This window comes from Sphingobacterium sp. UBA7625 (assembly GCF_002484085.1).
GTDB lineage: Bacteria > Bacteroidota > Bacteroidia > Sphingobacteriales > Sphingobacteriaceae > Sphingobacterium > Sphingobacterium athyrii.
The window spans coordinates 67,643-85,554 of sequence record NZ_DLJD01000060.1 but is presented as its reverse complement, the minus strand read 5'-3'; the positions used below and the strand labels follow the sequence as shown (position 1 = coordinate 85,554).

The following is a 17,912-nucleotide window of genomic DNA, read 5'->3' as shown; positions in this document are numbered from 1 at the left end:
AAATTTGAGACAGCCTCTTTTTTATGTGATTCAGTCGGAGTAATTGACCCTTTTCTGCTTCTGTAATAATTAATCCCATCGCCCCGGATGGGTCTAGCGCACAGTTGGTAGGGTTTTGTCCTGATGTTTGAATTTTTTCAGTGGCTGTACCGTATTGATCCAGTACTAAGATATGCGAAGAGCCATATATGGCAACAAATAAATTGCCTTCCTCATCAAATGCGATCCCATCGGGTCCGGTCTGTCCGCCTGCAAGTGCAAATTTTTCAATGGAATCCATTTGGCATGAAATGGCATTCCAGTTCATTTTCCAGATCCATTTACTGCCTGTTTCAGCAAGGTATAGTTTGCTGCTGTCGGGGGCAAAGGCTAGCCCGTTTGGATAGTACATGTTCTGATGGACTGCCTGAGCGGTGCCATCGGTCCGTAGGCAGCAGATGTAGCCCGTTCCATCTGTCAATTCGCTTCCCGGACAGGTAAATAACAGGTTTCCCTTGCTGTCAAAACATAAATCATTGGGCATTTTTAATACCCTGTTGTCCAGTTTATTAAGGCGGGTGTCGCAGCTGTTGTCGGTGGGATTATACCTACGTATGCTGTTTTGTAATGCATCGCAGAACCAGATTGTTCCGTCTGGCGCAACAGCAATTCCGTTGGGATGCCCGTCAACAGGTATGCGATCGTACTTGTTGTCCCGGTAACGAATCAGGTTGCCGGCATTTTTTTCTACCAGCCATATATTGCCTTGATGATCAAAGGCGGGGCCTTCTGGAAAATGTAGGTCGTCAATAAGTATGTTCATCTGAATTATTTTAAAATTTATTTTAAATGTATACAAAAATATTGTAATTTGGTATACATAAAACAGTATGTATTTAAATACAAGATTGCTGTATCACGGATTAGATACGAAGCAGTCACCCCAATTATAAAAATAATAAAAGCAAAACTTTTAATAAGCATGCAAGAAAACGAAAGATCAGCCGCAATACTGCGCGAGAATGCAAAATGGATACCAGGAGGTGTGGTATCGTTGAACAGAAAGTCGGATCCCAATATCTGCTTCGTTAAGGGAAATGGTAGCCATGTGGAGGATATCGACGGAAATAGTTATATCGATTATCAGGCTGGATTTGCCGCTTCCTTTCTTGGTCATAATGATCCAGATGTCAATGCTGCGGTATTGAAGACGCTTCAGGAACAACAGGTGCTGATGGGAGCAGGCCCTACTTTATTGGAAGGGGAGTTTGCGGAACTGTTTTGTGCATCGGTGCCCAATGCCGAGAGCGTGCAGATCACCACAACGGGATCCGAGGCCACTTATCATGCGATCCGGATCGCCCGAGCGGTAACAGGACGCGATCATATCATCGTCATGCAGGGCGGATACAATGGTTGGCATAATGATGTGGCCTGCAATGTAATCAGTCAAAAAGCTGATATCGGATCTTATCAAAGTCCTGGTGAATACCCATTTGACTCACTGAGTGCCGGGGTTCCCAAAAACCATAGTGATCTGGTACATATCATCAATTACAATGATCTGGATAGTGTTCGCTATGTGCTGCAGAAGTATTCGGTAGCCTGTATTTTATTGGAACCTATTTTACAGAATATTGGTATCGTAAAGCCGCAACCGGGATACTTGGAAGGACTTCGTAAGCTCGCAGATGAGCAGGGTTTCTTGTTGATCTTTGATGAGGTAAAGACCGGATTTAGACATGCTTTAGGTGGTTATCAATCCATTTGTGGTGTTCAGCCAGATCTTTCCACCTTTGGAAAGGCGGTAGCGAATGGTTATCCTTTGGGCGTGATAGCGGGAAAGAAAAAGTATATGGATTATTTTGTTGATCCAGATAAAGCCAAGCGGGTCATGATTGCGGGAACATTCAATGCTTTTCCGTTGACTACGGCTGCGGCAATTGCAACATTGAAGAAACTTTCTAGTCCTGAGCACCAAGTCTATAAGCATGTTGAACGTTTGGGCGCACGTTTGGAACAGGGATATCAGGAAATATTTCCTAAATTAGGCATACCATTTTTTGTCGCTCGTCAAGGCTCGGCCTTCTGTACTTACTTTATGGATCATGCGCCGCTTAATTTTCACGATATTCTGGATAATCATGATTTCGAACTGGATATCCGCTACCGCAAAAATCTCATAAAAGAAGGGATCTTTAATTTCCCGGCTGCAATTAAGCAGGGAAGCATTTCCTTTGCGCATACGGAAGATGATATTGACCGGACCTTAGAAGCGACAGCACGTGTAATAAAAACTTTGTAACCCTAACTATGAAAATAACCGCTATCGAAACCTTTGTATGCCATGCGCGCATGCGAAATTGGATTTTTGTTAAAATTGTAACCGATCAGCCCGGACTTTGGGGTTGGGGGGAGGCGACGTTGGAGTGGCATACACAAAGTGTCGTTGGTGCAATTAAAGATATATCTCAGCTGTTGGTCGGCGAGGATCCACGGCGCATTGAATATCTGTGGCAGATGATGTACCGCCAGCATTTTTGGCATGGGAACGGAATTGTCCGCGGAACGGCAATCAGTGGTATTGATATCGCCCTATGGGATATTTTAGGTAAAATTCATAACGTGCCCTGTCATGAATTGTGGGGTGGTCGTGTACGGGATTATATCCGTCTCTATTGTCATTTGGGTGGTGGCCGAATGGAAGATTTTTACGAAACAGCACCGGACGACGCTAAACGTTTTGGCGATCTTGCCTTAAAAGCCGTTGATGAGGGTTTTACGGCTTTTAAATCCATGGCTGTTCCGGAAACGATGTCCCTAGAAGGGCTTCGTCCGATTAAATATGCTGAAGCCTGTGTAAAGGCAATGCGCGATGCCGTAGGTGATGATATCGATATTATGGTAGATTGTCATGCACGTCCTAGCCCACGCATGGGCATGCAATTTGCCAAAGCGCTGGAACCTTATGGTCTGTACTTTTTTGAGGAGCCATGCTGGCCCGAAACCATGGAGGATATCGCCCTGATCCAACGGGCAGTGGCAACACCTATCGCTTCCGGCGAACGCCTGATCGGTGTGCATGCTTTTCGGGATATGCTTGAAAAACGTGCGGTAAGTGTTATTCAACCTGATATTACACATTGCGGTGGATTATCCGAAGCCCGTAAAATAGCTGCTTTGGCGGATGCTTATCGCGTGTCCATGGCGCCGCATAATCCACAGGGACCTGTAAGCACAGCTGCCTCTATCGAGTTGGGCTTTGCAACACCTTCGTACATTATCTGTGAAAGTGTTCACAAAGATGTTGAATGGCGGCAAGATGTCGTCAGTGAAGGATTTACGGTGCAAGAAAAAGGCCGTATTGTCCTCCCCAATACACGTGCCGGTCTGGGTATTGAAATCAATGAAGAAGAAGTGAAAAAGCACCCGTTCCAGCAGGAAATTTTACAGCGTACATTTTACAAAGATGGCAGTGTTGGTGACTGGTAGATTTTAAGTAGATATGAGAGCAGAATATAAAAACAAAGTAGTTTTGATCAGTGGTGGACTTGGTGATATTGGCAGGGCAATAGCCGGGGCTTTCCTGACGTCGGGGGCAATTGTCTGTATTGCGGATCGTTTTGTGCCAGCGCTCGCGAAAGAGCGCTGGCCCTTGCTCGATGAATCTCAGACCAACTTATTTTACGATCAGGTTGATGTCTCAGATGCTGATCAGGTAGAGGCTTGGGTTGATCGTATACAGCGGGAGCTCGGAACAATAGCGATCTGTATTGCCAATGCGGCCTGTGTCACGATTCAAAATTTTCGGGAGCTCAGCAATGCGGCATGGAAAAATGAAATGGCAGTCAATCTGGATGGTGCTTTTTTTCTGGCCAACGCCTGTGCGAAATCATTTGTTGCTACTGGTGTTCGCGGGAATATTGTCTTTTTGGGTAGTTGGGCAGGGCATGCCGTGCATCAGAACCTGCCCGCATACAGTGTTTCCAAAGCTGGCTTACGGATGCTTTGTCAAGCCATGGCGCTCGAATATGCTGTTGATGGAATCCGTGTCAACGAAATTGCACCCGGTTATGTCAACGCGGGGTTGAGTAAAATGGTTTGGTCCAAGGATGCCGCGCTTCAAAAAAAGGCTGCCGCGGTAGTGCCGCTGGGGGATATCCTCGAAGCGGAGGAAATCGCCAAACAGGTGCTTTGGATATGCTCCCACAATTGCAGACAGATGACGGGGACAAGTATCGTACTGGATGGGGGACTCTCATTAATTAGACCTTAGATCATGGAACAAAAGGATCCAAGAAAAGAAACAACAGGTGGTTTACAGGCCAAAATTGGACTTGCCCAATGCGATATTACACCTACCTTAGGGATCTACTCACGCAATTGGGGGGCTGCTACTGCTGATCGGGCTGTTGGTGTGCACCAGCCCTTGCTGATGCATTGTCTCTATATGGCGCCTATTGATTCTCCACCTGCCATTATATTGACAGCCGATCTGGGCTGGTGGAAAAATGCGGAAGACGAACGGACATTGCGTTTTGCATTGCTTGATCATTTCAATCTGACAGCATCACAGCTGGTCTTTACACTTTCACATACGCATGCTGGCCCCAGTATCTGTTCTACGGATATACATCAACCCGGAGGTGAGTTGATTCTACCGTATCTGGAATTCTTAAAAGCGCAGGCGATCAGCTGTATCCAGCAGGCAAAGGATGAATTGTTCGAAGGAAGTTTACATTGGAGTTATGGAGTATGTGATCTGGCCTGTAATCGGGATCTGGAACTTAATGGCAAATACCTCATTGGGTTTAATCCTGTAAAAGAATCTGATCATACCTTATTGCTCGGACGTGTATACGATAACACCGAAAAATTGAAAGCGTTGATCTGCAATTATGCCTGTCATCCGACGAGCTTTGCCTACGAAAATGAACTGCTTTCTCCGGATTTTGTTGGTGAAATGCGGCATACGGTGGAAGCGGTCGTGAAAGTTCCCTGTTTGTTCCTACAGGGCGCATCAGGTGATCTGGCTCCCAAGCGTCAATATGTCAAAGATCCTGCTTTGGTCGAAGCCAATGGTCGACAGTTGGGCTATGCGGTGCTTGCAACGTTGGCTCAGGAGGATCATGCAGCTCAGCGTTGGGCGTTTGACAAAGCGTTAATTTCGGGAGCACCTTTGGCTTGTTGGAGTTTTCAGAAACAGGTGCTATCGACTGAATTTAAGCAACTTGTGCATACGGTTCAAGTACCCTACAAAAACTTACCGAGCCTTGAGTCTATTTTCGAGGAGTACGAAAGCTGTTCGGATCGGGTTATAAAAGACCGCCTTTGGCGAAAATACAATACCCGCAAAACCATTGCCGATCAGCGCGAAGCAAACATTCCGGTATGGCTCTGGAAAATGGGGGACGCGATTTTGGTGGCTCAGGCCAATGAAGCATACTCTTGTTACCAGTCAATTATACGGGCCGAATTTCCCAATCATACCATTGTCTTTATCAATATCGCCAATGGTTATGTGGGCTACCTCGCGCCAGCGCAGCTCTATGATAAAGATATCTATGCCGTATGGCAGAGTCCTTACGAACGGGGTAGCCTAGAGATACTTATTGAACAAACGAAATTAGGAATTCAAACATTACTGACCGATGAAACTAGATTGGATTGATGTCATTATTTTTGCGGTATACATAGTCGGTATCGTCGTATTGGGATTATATGCTTCGAAAAAAAGTTCTTCGTCCAAACGGGACTATTTTTTGGCTGGTGATAAGTTGCCCTGGTGGATGATCGGAGGGAGTATTATTGCCGCAAATATCAGTAGCCATCATCTTGTCGGCGCCATGGGAGCGGCCTATAGCCGTGGGTTTGTGGCCATCACTTTGGAATGGGGGGCCATATTGATCGGTTTTAATGCGCTGCTTTGGATATTTCTGCCTTTCTACATCCGCAATGGTTTTTATACAATTCCAGAATATCTTGAAAAAAGATATGGAAATGCCACACGGGTACTCTATGCAATCTTGATTTTATTTACCTACGTATTTGTGGAGATCGGTGCGGTGCTCTATCTGGGCGGACTCTCCTTACATGCTTTATTTGGTATTCCCATTTTATATAGTATTTTCGGGATGGCGATTTTGACGGGCTTGTATACCGTATTAGGAGGGCTGAAAGCCGTTATCTGGACCGAAATGGTGCAGCTAGTTATCCTGGTGCTCGGCGGTATCGTCCTGACCTTCGCTACCATTAATGCGGCGGGCGGATTTCAGTCCGTCGTGGAATCATCCAAAGACTGGAAGATGTTCTATCCGGCGTCTGATCCCGATTTTCCCTGGACAATGTATCTGGGAGGTTTGCTTTGTATCAGCGTATTCTATTGTGCGACCAATCAATTTATTGTTCAGCGTGTATTGGCAGCAAAAAATGAATGGCATGGCCGTATGGGGGTTATTTTCGGTGATTACCTTAAATTTCTGGTGCCACTGATCATAACCATCCCCGCTTTGGTAGCACCCAAATTTTTACCGCATTTGGATCAGCCGGATCTGTTATTTGCGACGCTCGTAGAAACACTGTTGCCTAAAGGGCTGATCGGGCTGGTCATGGCTGGTCTCATCTCTGCGATTATGTCCCATATTTCAGGCGCTATAAATTCGTGTACTACCATACTCACGGTGGATATTTACAGTCAATACATCAATAAGAACGCCACTGATGATCAAGCGATTCGTTTTGGTAAACGTGCAGGAGTCGTCATCATTGTACTTGGTATTATGAGTGCTGTCGTATTGATTAGTTATTCCGACAAACCTGTATTTCTCTACCTGATGAATCTGTATGGTTTATTTACACCGGGTATCGCTACCATGTTTCTGATGGGGGTCTTTTGGAAGCGGACTACGGCACAGGGCGCATTAATGGCTGGCTTATTGACCATTCCACTTTCGTTGCTTTTGGAGTATTTACTTCCTGACATGCCATTTTTTAACAGAACCGGCATTGTGTTCTGGACCTGTATGATCGCCTGTGTACTGGTCAGTCTATGTACACCGGCCGTTCCGGAAGCGCGTTTGAAAAATCTGATATTGACACGCGATTCGTTTCAGATGCCCAAAGGGGATCGAGCTTCTTACCGTGGCTTTCGGAATCCAACCCTCTGGTGGATCATTATTACAGTGATGGTGCTGTATTTTTATGTGCGCTATTTTTAACTTAACTTGTTGGACGATTCCTTATGAAAGTATCGTAATTGAAATATCTTTTTACCAATACATCGATGAAGAATGCTATGTTGAAAGAATTAGACGCTGAAATTGAAGCTATTTTCCCGGAGATTGTTGCGATCCGTCGGCATATCCATCAGCACCCTGAACTGTCTTTTCAGGAATATGAGACCAGCGCATATATCCAAGAGAAGTTGACCGGGCTCGATATTCCGTTTAAAGTTGTTGCCAATACAGGTGTGGTTGCCGTGCTTGAGGGCGAAAAGTCCTTAAGTGAGGATATCGTGGTTTTGAGAGCTGATATTGATGCATTACCTATTCACGAGCAGAATGATGTGCTATACAAGTCCACAAATGAAGGTGTTATGCACGCTTGTGGTCACGATTTTCATACGGCAAATCTATTGGGTGTCGCTACTGTTTTAAAGGGATATAAAACCGAGTTTTCAGGAAAAATTGTGCTCTTGTTTCAGCCAGGGGAAGAAAAGATTCCCGGAGGTGCGATCCAGATCTTGCAGTCTGGTATCTTGGAGTCTTTCGGTGGAAAGATCAAAGCTGTTTTGGGTTTGCACGTCAGTCCACGTGTACCTTTAGGGAAAATAGGCTTACGCCCGGGGCGCTTTATGGCTTCAAGCGATGAGTTTTATTTTACCATTAAAGGACGTGGCGGTCATGCGGCCGAGCCACATCGTGCCGTTGACCCAATTATGATTGCCGCTCAGTTGCTGACCACTTTACAGCAGCTGGTTAGTCGTAAGGCAAACCCCGATATTCCATCTGTATTGACTTTTGGCCGTTTTATTGGTGATGGTGCAGCGAATGTCATTCCCGAAGAGGTCAAGTTGGCTGGTACCTTTCGTACCATGGATGAAACCTGGCGCAAGGAGGCGTTGGAGACTGTAGCGACAATTGCCCGGACATTGCCCGAGGCCTTGGGCGCGACAGCGGATGTGGAAGTGCGCCATGGGTATCCTGCATTGAACAATGATCCCCAATTGACTGGGCAAGTAAAAGATATCCTACAAAGAAGCATGGGAAATGAAGTCGTGCAAGATTTGGAAATCTGGATGGCAGCAGAAGATTTTGCTTATTACTCATACCGGTACCCCGCTTTATTTATGTTGGTGGGCACGAATAATGACAGCATCAATACCCAATATGGGCTTCATAATCCACAGTTCAATCTTGATGAAAAGGCGTTTAAGACGGCGATTTCAGCTTTGGTGAATAGTGCTGTTTCCTTATTGAATGAGTCCAATGGATAGAAAACATTTCTTACTTTCTTTATTGCCGTTGGGGCTTTCTTTTCAAACAAAGGCAGATTTTTCTAAAGAAGGATTCAACCTGATATTACCAAAGCCGAAGAAGAAAAAAATCGGCATTATCGGTTTGGACAGTACGCATTCCATTGCTTTTACAAAAGCGATCAATACGGCCAGTGCCGATAGTTTATATGGGCAATTTTCGGTTGTTGCGGCTTATCCTTATGGTAGTAAAACGATCGCGCTTAGCGCGGAGCGTATTCCCAAGATCACGGCCGAAATTCAGCAATATGGCGTCTCGATTGTTTCCAGTATTGCTCAGCTGCTCAAACAAGTGGATTATGTGTTTTTGGAGACGAACGATGGAAACCTGCATTTACAACAGGCTCTTGAGGTTCTCGGGGCTCGAAAACCCTTGTTTATCGATAAACCTATAGCCAATTCGTATACCGATGCCCTAAAAATATTTGAAGCTGCCCGAAAATACGGTTGCCCTGTTTTTTCCTCCAGTTCATTACGTTACATTGTAGGCCTGCAGGAGCTTGATAAAAGTAAAGTTGTTGGAGCTGATGTCTATAGTCCGGCTGTCACGGATCCGTCGCACAAGGATCTGTATTGGTATGGAATTCATGCAGTGGAAATGTTGTTTGCCTTAATGGGGCCGGGTTGTATAACGGTGCGAACGGTACAGGAAAGGGGGACTTCCATGTACATTGGTCAATGGGATGATGGCCGGATTGCCTCGGTTCGCGGTATCCGGGAAGGGAAGGATGATTTTGGTGGTACCGTCTTTCTGAGAGATCAGATTGTTCATCTGGGACAATTTATGGGTTATGGTCCCCTGCTCGATCGTATACTTCCTTTTTTTCAAACAGGGGAAAGTCCTGTGGATGAGTGGGAAACCTTAGCAATTTGTGCTTTTATTGATGCTGCGGAACAGAGTAAATTGAATGGTGGCGCGCCCGTTAAACTGCAAAAGGTAGGCTAATTCGAAGCCGATGTCGTGTAAGGCTTGTTTAGTTGCTTGCTACTGTTGTCAAAAGATCGCTATTAAAAATCGATGCCGGTGAAATTACTGTTTCCTCCAAAGGGATCTGATTGCCGTAACGTTCTTTGAGTTTGCTTTTGACCTCGGCGCTACTGAGATCAAAATCTTTGAGTTTTTCCAGTTTGCCTACTTCAATTCCGGCCCCCCGCTGGTATATTTTCCAGATCAGTTCCGAACAATAAATTCTGTTATCCGACCATTCGAATGTAGCATCATAATTTTTACCCAAAAATCCCTCACCGATCCCTTTCATTTTAGCTAAAACCTCCGCCGATAGTACTTTGTCTGCTTCTTTAAGTCGTTTGATGACATAATGTTCGTTTTTTCCTCGAGCGATCCAATCTGTCAAGCTGGTAACTGTTACGGGCTGAACAGCCTCTAGTACATATGGTTTTCCCTGTTCATGAAAAATTAACCCACAGTGGGAATAAGGCGAGTGAGTCGCTAGTTGTACAGCTTTACATTGGGGGGAGATCGAGGATTGAAAGATCATATCCCCATCTTTTAATTCCGGTAAAATTGAACGGTTTGAAACGTTTTTGCCAGTAGAAGCAGTTTCGGCTCTTGTTTCATTGATCCGGAGATAAGCACGCCCGATCAAGAGGCCGCAAATTAACAATAGGACAAATACAGCTTTTTTTTTCATGGTTATAATGCTTTAAGATAGCATGATTAAATCTCCAATAAGTGTTTATTCCAACAAGACGTAAAACGTACCGGCTTAATTGACGGATTTACTTGTCCGATAATAATTTGATAACGTTATTTAAGCGATTATTAGTATGTTATGACTCCACATTTGTGCGCAGGAACAGGTTGTGCCGATTCAGTGCCATAGCAAGATAGCTGCTATCGTTTACCGGTAGATTATAATGTAAATAAGCGTCGTCAGTGATGGAATAAGAACTGAACGGCTGCTGTCTCCGTTGATCAGGAGAAGTCGCCAAGGCCTCCAGTGGTATTAAAAGTGTACTTAGACTGACGTGTAAACAGGAAATGTACGCTGAGGTTCTCAAGAAAAATGCTCGAACGAAAGACAATTTATTCATCATCATATTGTGCGAAAATTGTGTTGATTTCATCTATAATTTTATAGGCATCTGATTCCAGTAGGTCTATTTCTGCTTGAATGGCAGGTGTAATCGGCAATTGCATCAATTTTTGATACACTTGTATATCCAGTTCAATAACGCTGAGTTTGAGCTGAAGTAAATATTGCCCTTGCTGGGTTTGTAAACTTAATTGGCTGAGTGCCTGTTTCGATCCTTCCAGTTCGGCAATTGTTCTGCTGTGGTCATTTTCTCCCGCGAGACCATAATTGGGATATTTTTCACCTAATTGATTGAACGCATCAAAATACTCCTGTTCCGATAAAGAATGTATATTCATATAAAGCAGGTTATAGGCATATAAAGCTTCCTGATTTTCCTCGCTGATCGGAACGTCCTGATAATCTTTGACCAGCTGCGTGATGTCCTGATATTCAATTTGTAAAATAGCTTCGATATCCTTATTGATTAAATCTGATGTGTTCATGCGAATATTTTATCCTTTTTGACAGTCAACGATTGTGATCAATTCGCTTGACTGTTTGTCTCAAGGACAAAGATCAGCTTTTCAATGAAAGATGCTATCCCCATATTCAGCCAATTTTTTGCGACTTTCTCCATCTTTTTGTTTTCTTACTTTCACGCCGTTCTACGATAATTGAACTATATTGTCATTTTAAGTATAGGATAACCTTATGTTTAAATGAATTAATAGTTTTAGGGTTTTAAATTATTTAGTTGAAAATCAAATAATTATGTTTTAGTGTGGGTTTGTTGAGTATTTTTTACTCAATAAACTTTGGTGAAATAAAAATAATGCGCATCTTTGTTGAGTAAAAAGTACTCAAATAGAGTGGTTGTAAAAAATGAAAAATGATTATATTAAATAAACATCAGCTTATCACCGAACAGTTTCCCAATGGGGAAACGAAGGTGAAGGATTTCGATCAGTTGATCAAAGCGGAAAACCTGCTTGAATTTACCTATCAGGAAGATGGCGATTTGATTCGTTTGTTTTTTGTCAGGAAGCGACTTGAAGAAGCAGGGGCAAGCTGTCAATTATGGATTCGTTATATGCCTTACAGTCGTATGGACCGTAAAATTGAGGGGGACCTATTTACGCTAAAATATGTCGCTGCATTTATCAATAGTTTACATTTTGATAAGGTTTATGTTGTTGAGCCACATTCCGAAACAACCCTCACATTATTGGAAAATAGCATAGCGATCTATCCTGCTTTGGATTGGCTGCCGAAACTGATGGAAAAACTGAAATTCTCGGACAATGACCGCATAGTATTTCCGGATAAAGGGGCGGCGGCACGCTATCTAAATAGCGGTTACGACGATGCCTGTGTCTTTGAAAAACAACGCAATCCGCAAACGGGGCGTATCGAAGCGATGGAATTGAAAATAGGAAACATTGAAAAGGGGGCGAAATGCATTATTGTCGATGACTTATGTTCTGCGGGAGGAACGTTTCTTTGGGCGGGAAAAATTCTAAAGGAGATGGGAGCAAGTGAAATCTATCTGTTGGTGACACACTGTGAGCCAAGGGTTTTCAAGGGGGCTTTACTGGATGAAGATTCACCAATCGACCTTGTTTTCACGACAGATTCGATGATGAACACCATGCATCCAAAATTAAATTATATCAACTTAACAACTGAAAGCTATGTTTAGATCGATGAGCAAAAATCCGATTCTCTGGACGGACGGTTACAAATTGTGTCACAAAGATCAGTATCCGGCACATACAGCGTGGGTTTACGAAACCTGGACTCCCCGGATGTCACGGATCCCAGGAGTAAGCCATGTTGTCTTCTTCGGCTTGCAGGGTGCCCTGGCCGAGATCAGCAATTCTTTCGATGAATATTTCTTCGCTCAGCCGGAGGATGCTGTTGTCGCACAATACGAAGAAGCCATCCGCGAAGTGTTCGCGATGACCAACCGTAATTTTGCGGACACACATCAGTCACAACATATACGCGATTTACACCGCTTGGGTTACCTTCCGATCAAGGTGAAAGCTTTGAAGGAAGGGAGTCTCGTGCCTATAGGGGTGCCTATGTTTACGATCGAGAATACCCACCCGGATTTCTTCTGGTTACCGGGTTACCTCGAAACGCAACTCTCTGCCTATATCTGGTCCCCGATGACTGCTGCAACTATTGCCGATCAATACAAAAGATTGTTGATGGGCTTTGCAGAAAAAACAGGCGATGTCAATAAGGTATTTACACAGGCCGGAGACTTCTCCATGCGCGGTATGGGATCACCGGAAACAGCTTATCGCACTGCGGGCGGCCATTTACTGAGTTTTGGTGTTTCGGCAACACTCTCGGTTCGGGAATACCTCAAAACCTATTATGGTGCAACAGACGACGTCATGATGTATACACCATCCACAGAACATAGTGTAATGTGTTCTTACGGTGAACACGAAGTAGAGGCCTTCCGCCATTTGATTACGGAGGTCTATCCGAGTGGTAACATTTCGATTGTGTCCGATACCTATGACCTATGGCATGTTGTGGATCATGTATTGCCACAATTGAAAGATTTGATCATGGGGCGGGAAGGTAAAGTTATCATTCGGCCGGATAGTGGCGACCCTGTTAAGATTATCTGTGGTGATCCGCTGGCAGACCATGAAACAGTTCAAAAGGGGATTGTCGAGCGATTATTTGAACTCTTTGGCGGGACAGTTAATGCGAAAGGTTTCAAAGAACTTGATCCGCATATCGGTGTTGTGTATGGCGATTCCATCACCGTGGAACGGGCAGCTAAGATCTGCGAAGGTTTGATGGCTAAAGGTTTTGCCTCGACCAATACGGCGCTTGGAATAGGATCTTATACCTATCAGTATTTGACAAGAGATACCTTTGGATTTGCCTTAAAGGGAACGGCCGAAATTGTTGACGGTCAGTTTAAAGCTATTCAGAAAAGACCGGCCACAGATACCGGAAATTTTAAGAAATCCCAAAAGGGCATCGTTGCTGTCGTATTCGAAGACAATGATTTTCGCTTGATAGATAATCTCAATCCAACGACCGTCGAACAATTGAACGATAGCAACTTGCTTAAAGAGTGCTTTTTGGACGGAGCATTTGTCAGGCCCGTTAGTTTTAAGGAAATAAGAAACAGATTACAAACAGAATCAATAAGAGTATATGGAAAATAACCTAAGAAAACCGTTTTTCATCAATGATGAAAACGTCGAACAGTATGCACAACAAATGGCATCATGGATTGCGGGACAGGTGAATGCGGCAAACCGTCAAGGTTTGGTGCTTGGCATGAGTGGCGGTATTGACTGTAGTGTGGTTGCTTGCCTATGTCATTTGGCCAACGTGGATGTCCATTTGATCATGATGCCCTATGGTAGTGACATGAATAATAGCAAGAGCCATGCACATGGCATGGAGCTTATCGAAAAATTTAATTTCCCTTACCATATCTTTGATATCAAGCCTGCGGTCGATGCGCTGACCATCAATAATGAAGCTTATATTGCAGCTTCTAGTGAATCCAACCGTGTCTTGAGTTTGGCCAATATCCGGCCGCGGGTCCGCATGACTTATCTCTATCAATTTGCACAATTGGGAAGCCGTTTTGTGATCGGTACCGGTAATATGGCCGAAGCGACTGTGGGTTACTTTACCAAATGGGGAGATGGTGCTTATGATCTTAACCCCCTGGCCATGGTGACCAAACAAGAAGTATATACACTAGCAAAATATCTGGGTGTCCCCGAATCCATTCAAGATAAGAGTCCTTCAGCAGGGCTATGGGAAGGACAGACGGATGAAGAGGAGCTGGGAATGAGCTATGCACAGATTGACGCATTTATTCTGACCGGAACATCCGGAGAACCAGCGATAGATGAACTGATCCATAGACGTCAACAACAGTCTGCCCATAAGTTTGCTGCAATTCCAACATTTAAGGGCTGATAAAAAAATTAAAGCTGGAAATCAGTTAGGTTTAAAATTTTATCACCTAAAAGAATGTGAAATTGAACACATACAATACATAAATATTGAATTACTGACAGATGAAAACAAGATACGAACAGATCGTTGATGTAAGACATATAGCATCCGAAAAAAGGGATCATATTCCGTCCATATTGTCATTGGTAGGGCAGGAGCAAATCCTGCCCGCTTCTACCGATAAAAAACGGACACTGCTTTTGGCTATTGACATACAAAACGATTTTATGGAATCCATTGGCAGTCTACCAGTAGCTGGTTCGCGTGCTGATGTACACCGGCTGACCCAATGGATGTACAACAATATGGCTTCTCTGACCCAGGTTATGTGCAGCCTCGACTGTCATTCGCTACTACAGATCTTTCATGCAGACTGGTGGGTGGATAAGAAAGGAAATCAGCCTAAACCATTTACAGTCATCCGTTATCGGGATCTTGTGGGTGGGACCTGGACTGTTTCCAATGCGGATACACTGGAACGTTCATTGGCTTATCTTAAAAATTTGGAAACCGAAGGGAAAAAAGAACTGTGCATCTGGCCATATCATTGCCTGGAGGGTAGCTACGGAGGGCAACTGGAAAGCCAGTTTGCCAATATGCTCTATTTTCACAGTGCCCTGCGCCAGTCCAAACCTCTCTTAGTCTATAAAGGACAGGATCCCTATACTGAAATGTATGGCATTATCAAGGCTGAATATGATAACAATAAATTTGTCAATCACGCTGTACTTGAAGCTATTCGGGCTTATGATGCAATTTATATTGCTGGGCAGGCATCAAGTCACTGTGTATTGGCCTCTGCAATGCAGATATTGGAATATTTTGCGAAGGACAAAGCGATTACCTCCCGCATTACCTTACTGATTGACTGTATGTCACCTATTGCGGGTTTCGAAGAGTCTACGCGACAAGCCTTTGAGTCACTACATGAAAAGTATGGTATACAAATTAAAAAGTCCACTGACATAATTTTATAAGACGATGGCTACCGCTCAAAAAAAATACACCTACGATTATCCAAGGCCTGCAGTTACAGTCGATTGTGTGATCTTTGGTTTTGAGAAAAATCAGCTTAAACTGTTATTGACCAAACGGGCGATAGAACCTTATTTAGGGAAATGGGCATTTCCCGGTGGTTTTATCCGGGAAGATGAAACTGCGGATGAATGTGCGCTGCGTAAACTGTCCGAAGAAGCCGGGCTAAGTAATATCTTTCTTGAGCAACTTTATACTTTCTCAGAGCTGAACCGCGACCCACGGGGACGGGTCATCAGTGTAGCTTATTTTGCCTTGGTCAAGCCGACCGAATATACGCTAGAGGCGGGACTTGACATCGATGCGGTGCAATGGTTTAGTTTAGAAGAGGTGGCTGACCTGGCATTTGATCATCAGCAGATCTTGTCTGTTGCGGTCGAACGGCTGAAAGGTAAAATCCGTTACCAACCGATCGGATTTGAACTGCTGCCAGCGCAATTTACGTTACCTGAGCTACACAACTTGTATGAAACAATCCTCCAGCGTTCAATAGATCGAGGCAATTTTCGTAAAAAGATGCTAAGCATGGGCTTGCTAATTGACCATAGCGACATGCAGAAGGATAGACATGCTAGAGCAGCAAAAATCTATAGTTTTGACAAAGTAAAATACGAGGAACTGAAGGAAAGCGGATTTTACTTTGAAATCTGATCGCAGTTAACGATCCACCATGCTCATATGCGTGTCAATATGATGCTTGGTGGATATATCCATTGAAGGGCACAGTTACCCTTGAAAGTCGCCACAGTCATGTACTTCAAATTGGCTAATTAATCCATCCTGTGTGTAGAATTTGGCGATTCTCTTGTTTTTCAGAAGAAATGGTTCGCCAATAATCTTTAGTTCAAAAATTGGCTCTTTTTCAACTTTCCTCAGGATAAACTCGGAACGCTCGGTTTTTATACGGAGTGTAGAGTCGTTGGCAGTATAGCTGAAATTCCTGAGTTGATAGATTTCATTCGAATCACAGACATTCACAAACTGGACCAGATCTTTTTCGACCTTGATCTCCGCTAGATCACAGGAATAGCAGATACCCGAAAATTCGATGCCATATTTTTTAAATGTATCTTTGCTTTCGGGCTTTAGCATGTCAATCGGATAGAGTTTGTGAAAAATTTTCAAAGGATCAGTAGCGGTCAATAAGGGTTTTTCTTTCGCCTTTACTGTTTCCTTTTGTACGAGCGTATCTTTGACTGCTGCGCTAGGCTTGCGGACAACGTTGTCTCCTCTTTTTTCCGGATGACAGCTGAATATAGAAAGCAAGACCAGCAAGGAGAGTATTGTCGGATATAATTTCATACCAATGATCGTCTATTAAATATCAATAGCCTAATATACATTTAACTATTTAATCTTTACAAGTCGAATATTGATTGTCACGGCCCGTAAATTGAGTTATCTTTAGTATTGTGTGGCTAAAATACGATATTAGACAAAATATCTTATGGGTAACTTAGTTATGAAGAAAGTACTTTATTGCGCTGCCATTATTTTAACGTTGTGTATGGCATGTCAAAGAAATCAGGTAAAAAATGCTGCGAACATTTCCACGAACATTTCCGCCGAAAAGCTTGCGCCAACGAAGAAAACACCTGTGGACTCGCTTGTCTTTCAGGATAAAATGATCAGAATTTATAAGATAGATTCCATCAGCTTTTTTAAGGAGCAACAACAGGCCGATTACCGGAGAGATACCATTGCTTCAGTCAGTGACATAAATGTCGTAAAGAAGATGTTGCAGGGACGTGTCAAATTTGGAGGTTATACGCCGGGTAAGGACATGGAAGTCGACACCCTTGTGGAGGGAAATTTAATTGCTCTGGTACGATTTAATGATGGTCGATTGCTATCGGCCGGAAAAACAGAAGGTGCCATTGATCTGTTGGAGAATATGTTTGTGAAATATTTTCCTTCAGAGGAGGTTATGCTGCTTGAAGGTGGTCATACGACAGATCAAGCACTTGATTTGCGTCAGGGAAAATGGGACGTCGAGGAGATCGGTAATTTGGATTATGTCTATTTTTCGAAACATAAGAAATATAGGTTGAACGGCATGTTTAACGGGCAGGAATGTTCCAGTTACTTTTTGCAAAAAAAGGAAAATGGAGGCTATCTGACTTACGCGCAGATTCCCCTGGACTGGAACGACAACTTTGAGCTATGTACATTAAAAGAGATCTTTTGGAAAGGCGATCAGCAGGTGTACTTTCGGAATTTTTTCTATGGAGCACCACATGACAAACGAGCTGGTTTTTATAGGCTAGATATTATTTCCGAAGATTGATAGCGTCACCATGAAGGTGTCTATCAAT

18 protein-coding genes are annotated in these 17,912 nt (G+C 43.7%); 13 read left to right on the top strand and 5 right to left on the bottom strand.

The features are described from left to right. The coding region (locus B4G94_RS26335) for an SMP-30/gluconolactonase/LRE family protein (protein WP_286863084.1) at nucleotides 1–802 on the bottom strand (802 nt) is incomplete at its 3' end. A 159-nt stretch (nucleotides 803–961) separates the two neighbouring features. Here B4G94_RS26335 and B4G94_RS26330 point away from each other — a divergent pair. The 7 genes from B4G94_RS26330 (at nucleotide 962) to B4G94_RS26300 (ending at nucleotide 9,458) form a co-directional block, all read left to right on the top strand. Then, nucleotides 962–2,284, top strand: coding sequence for an aspartate aminotransferase family protein (locus B4G94_RS26330; protein ID WP_165308148.1), 1,323 nt, complete (start codon nucleotides 962–964; stop codon nucleotides 2,282–2,284). Nucleotides 2,285–2,292: 8 nt separating this feature from the next. After that, complete coding sequence (dgoD, locus tag B4G94_RS26325) at nucleotides 2,293–3,471, top strand: galactonate dehydratase (RefSeq protein ID WP_108633152.1); 1,179 nt, start codon at nucleotides 2,293–2,295, stop codon at nucleotides 3,469–3,471. Between the two features lie 13 nt (nucleotides 3,472–3,484). Next, nucleotides 3,485–4,255, top strand: coding sequence for an SDR family NAD(P)-dependent oxidoreductase (locus tag B4G94_RS26320; RefSeq protein WP_286863082.1), 771 nt, complete (start codon nucleotides 3,485–3,487; stop codon nucleotides 4,253–4,255). A gap of 3 nt (nucleotides 4,256–4,258) precedes the next feature. Then, nucleotides 4,259–5,650 carry a hypothetical protein gene (locus tag B4G94_RS26315; RefSeq protein WP_286863080.1) on the top strand — a complete coding sequence of 464 codons (1,392 nt, stop codon included), beginning with the start codon at nucleotides 4,259–4,261 and terminating at the stop codon, nucleotides 5,648–5,650. Then, nucleotides 5,631–7,196, top strand: a complete 1,566-nt coding sequence (locus tag B4G94_RS26310; protein ID WP_286863078.1) for an SLC5 family protein — start codon at nucleotides 5,631–5,633, stop codon at nucleotides 7,194–7,196. Before B4G94_RS26315 ends, B4G94_RS26310 begins: the two co-directional genes overlap by 20 nt. Nucleotides 7,197–7,261: 65 nt before the next feature. After that, a complete protein-coding gene (locus B4G94_RS26305; protein ID WP_286863077.1) occupies nucleotides 7,262–8,473 on the top strand; it encodes a M20 metallopeptidase family protein in 1,212 nt (403 codons plus the stop codon). Further along, complete coding sequence (locus B4G94_RS26300) at nucleotides 8,466–9,458, top strand: Gfo/Idh/MocA family protein (RefSeq protein ID WP_286863076.1); 993 nt, start codon at nucleotides 8,466–8,468, stop codon at nucleotides 9,456–9,458. The genes B4G94_RS26305 and B4G94_RS26300 overlap by 8 nt, the downstream gene beginning before the upstream one ends. A gap of 28 nt (nucleotides 9,459–9,486) precedes the next feature. Here B4G94_RS26300 and B4G94_RS26295 read toward each other — a convergent pair whose 3' ends face one another. The 3 genes from B4G94_RS26295 to B4G94_RS26285 form a co-directional block, all read right to left on the bottom strand. After that, nucleotides 9,487–10,164 (bottom strand): YiiX family permuted papain-like enzyme, encoded by a 678-nt coding sequence (locus B4G94_RS26295; protein ID WP_286863075.1) that lies wholly within the window; start codon nucleotides 10,162–10,164, stop codon nucleotides 9,487–9,489. A 139-nt stretch (nucleotides 10,165–10,303) separates the two neighbouring features. After that, the gene (locus tag B4G94_RS26290; RefSeq protein WP_286863074.1) at nucleotides 10,304–10,573 is read right to left on the bottom strand and encodes a hypothetical protein; all 270 of its coding nucleotides are present in this window, start codon (nucleotides 10,571–10,573) and stop codon (nucleotides 10,304–10,306) included. Continuing rightward, nucleotides 10,560–11,054: a hypothetical protein gene (locus B4G94_RS26285; protein WP_286863073.1), complete on the bottom strand. Its 495-nt coding sequence runs from the start codon at nucleotides 11,052–11,054 to the stop codon at nucleotides 10,560–10,562. Before B4G94_RS26285 ends, B4G94_RS26290 begins: the two co-directional genes overlap by 14 nt. Nucleotides 11,055–11,440: 386 nt before the next feature. Here B4G94_RS26285 and B4G94_RS26280 point away from each other — a divergent pair, with 386 nt between their 5' ends. The 5 genes from B4G94_RS26280 to B4G94_RS26260 all read left to right on the top strand — a co-directional run bounded on the left by B4G94_RS26280 (nucleotide 11,441) and on the right by B4G94_RS26260 (nucleotide 16,248). Next, nucleotides 11,441–12,250 carry a phosphoribosyltransferase family protein gene (locus B4G94_RS26280; RefSeq protein ID WP_286863072.1) on the top strand — a complete coding sequence of 270 codons (810 nt, stop codon included), beginning with the start codon at nucleotides 11,441–11,443 and terminating at the stop codon, nucleotides 12,248–12,250. Beyond that, nucleotides 12,243–13,751, top strand: a complete 1,509-nt coding sequence (locus tag B4G94_RS26275; protein WP_286863071.1) for a nicotinate phosphoribosyltransferase — start codon at nucleotides 12,243–12,245, stop codon at nucleotides 13,749–13,751. Before B4G94_RS26280 ends, B4G94_RS26275 begins: the two co-directional genes overlap by 8 nt. Beyond that, entirely contained in the window at nucleotides 13,741–14,523 is a 783-nt protein-coding gene (gene nadE, locus B4G94_RS26270) for an NAD(+) synthase (RefSeq protein WP_108633161.1), read from the top strand. The genes B4G94_RS26275 and nadE overlap by 11 nt, the downstream gene beginning before the upstream one ends. Nucleotides 14,524–14,624: 101 nt before the next feature. Then, a complete protein-coding gene (locus B4G94_RS26265) occupies nucleotides 14,625–15,539 on the top strand; it encodes a hypothetical protein (RefSeq protein ID WP_286863070.1) in 915 nt (304 codons plus the stop codon). A 4-nt stretch (nucleotides 15,540–15,543) separates the two neighbouring features. After that, entirely contained in the window at nucleotides 15,544–16,248 is a 705-nt protein-coding gene (locus B4G94_RS26260; RefSeq protein WP_286863069.1) for an NUDIX hydrolase, read from the top strand. 75 nt (nucleotides 16,249–16,323) lie between these two features. Here B4G94_RS26260 and B4G94_RS26255 read toward each other — a convergent pair whose 3' ends face one another. Continuing rightward, nucleotides 16,324–16,899, bottom strand: a complete 576-nt coding sequence (locus B4G94_RS26255; protein WP_286863068.1) for a hypothetical protein — start codon at nucleotides 16,897–16,899, stop codon at nucleotides 16,324–16,326. Between the two features lie 205 nt (nucleotides 16,900–17,104). Here B4G94_RS26255 and B4G94_RS26250 point away from each other — a divergent pair, with 205 nt between their 5' ends. Beyond that, nucleotides 17,105–17,884 carry a hypothetical protein gene (locus tag B4G94_RS26250; protein ID WP_286863066.1) on the top strand — a complete coding sequence of 260 codons (780 nt, stop codon included), beginning with the start codon at nucleotides 17,105–17,107 and terminating at the stop codon, nucleotides 17,882–17,884. The last annotated feature ends 28 nt before the right edge of the window (nucleotides 17,885–17,912 follow it).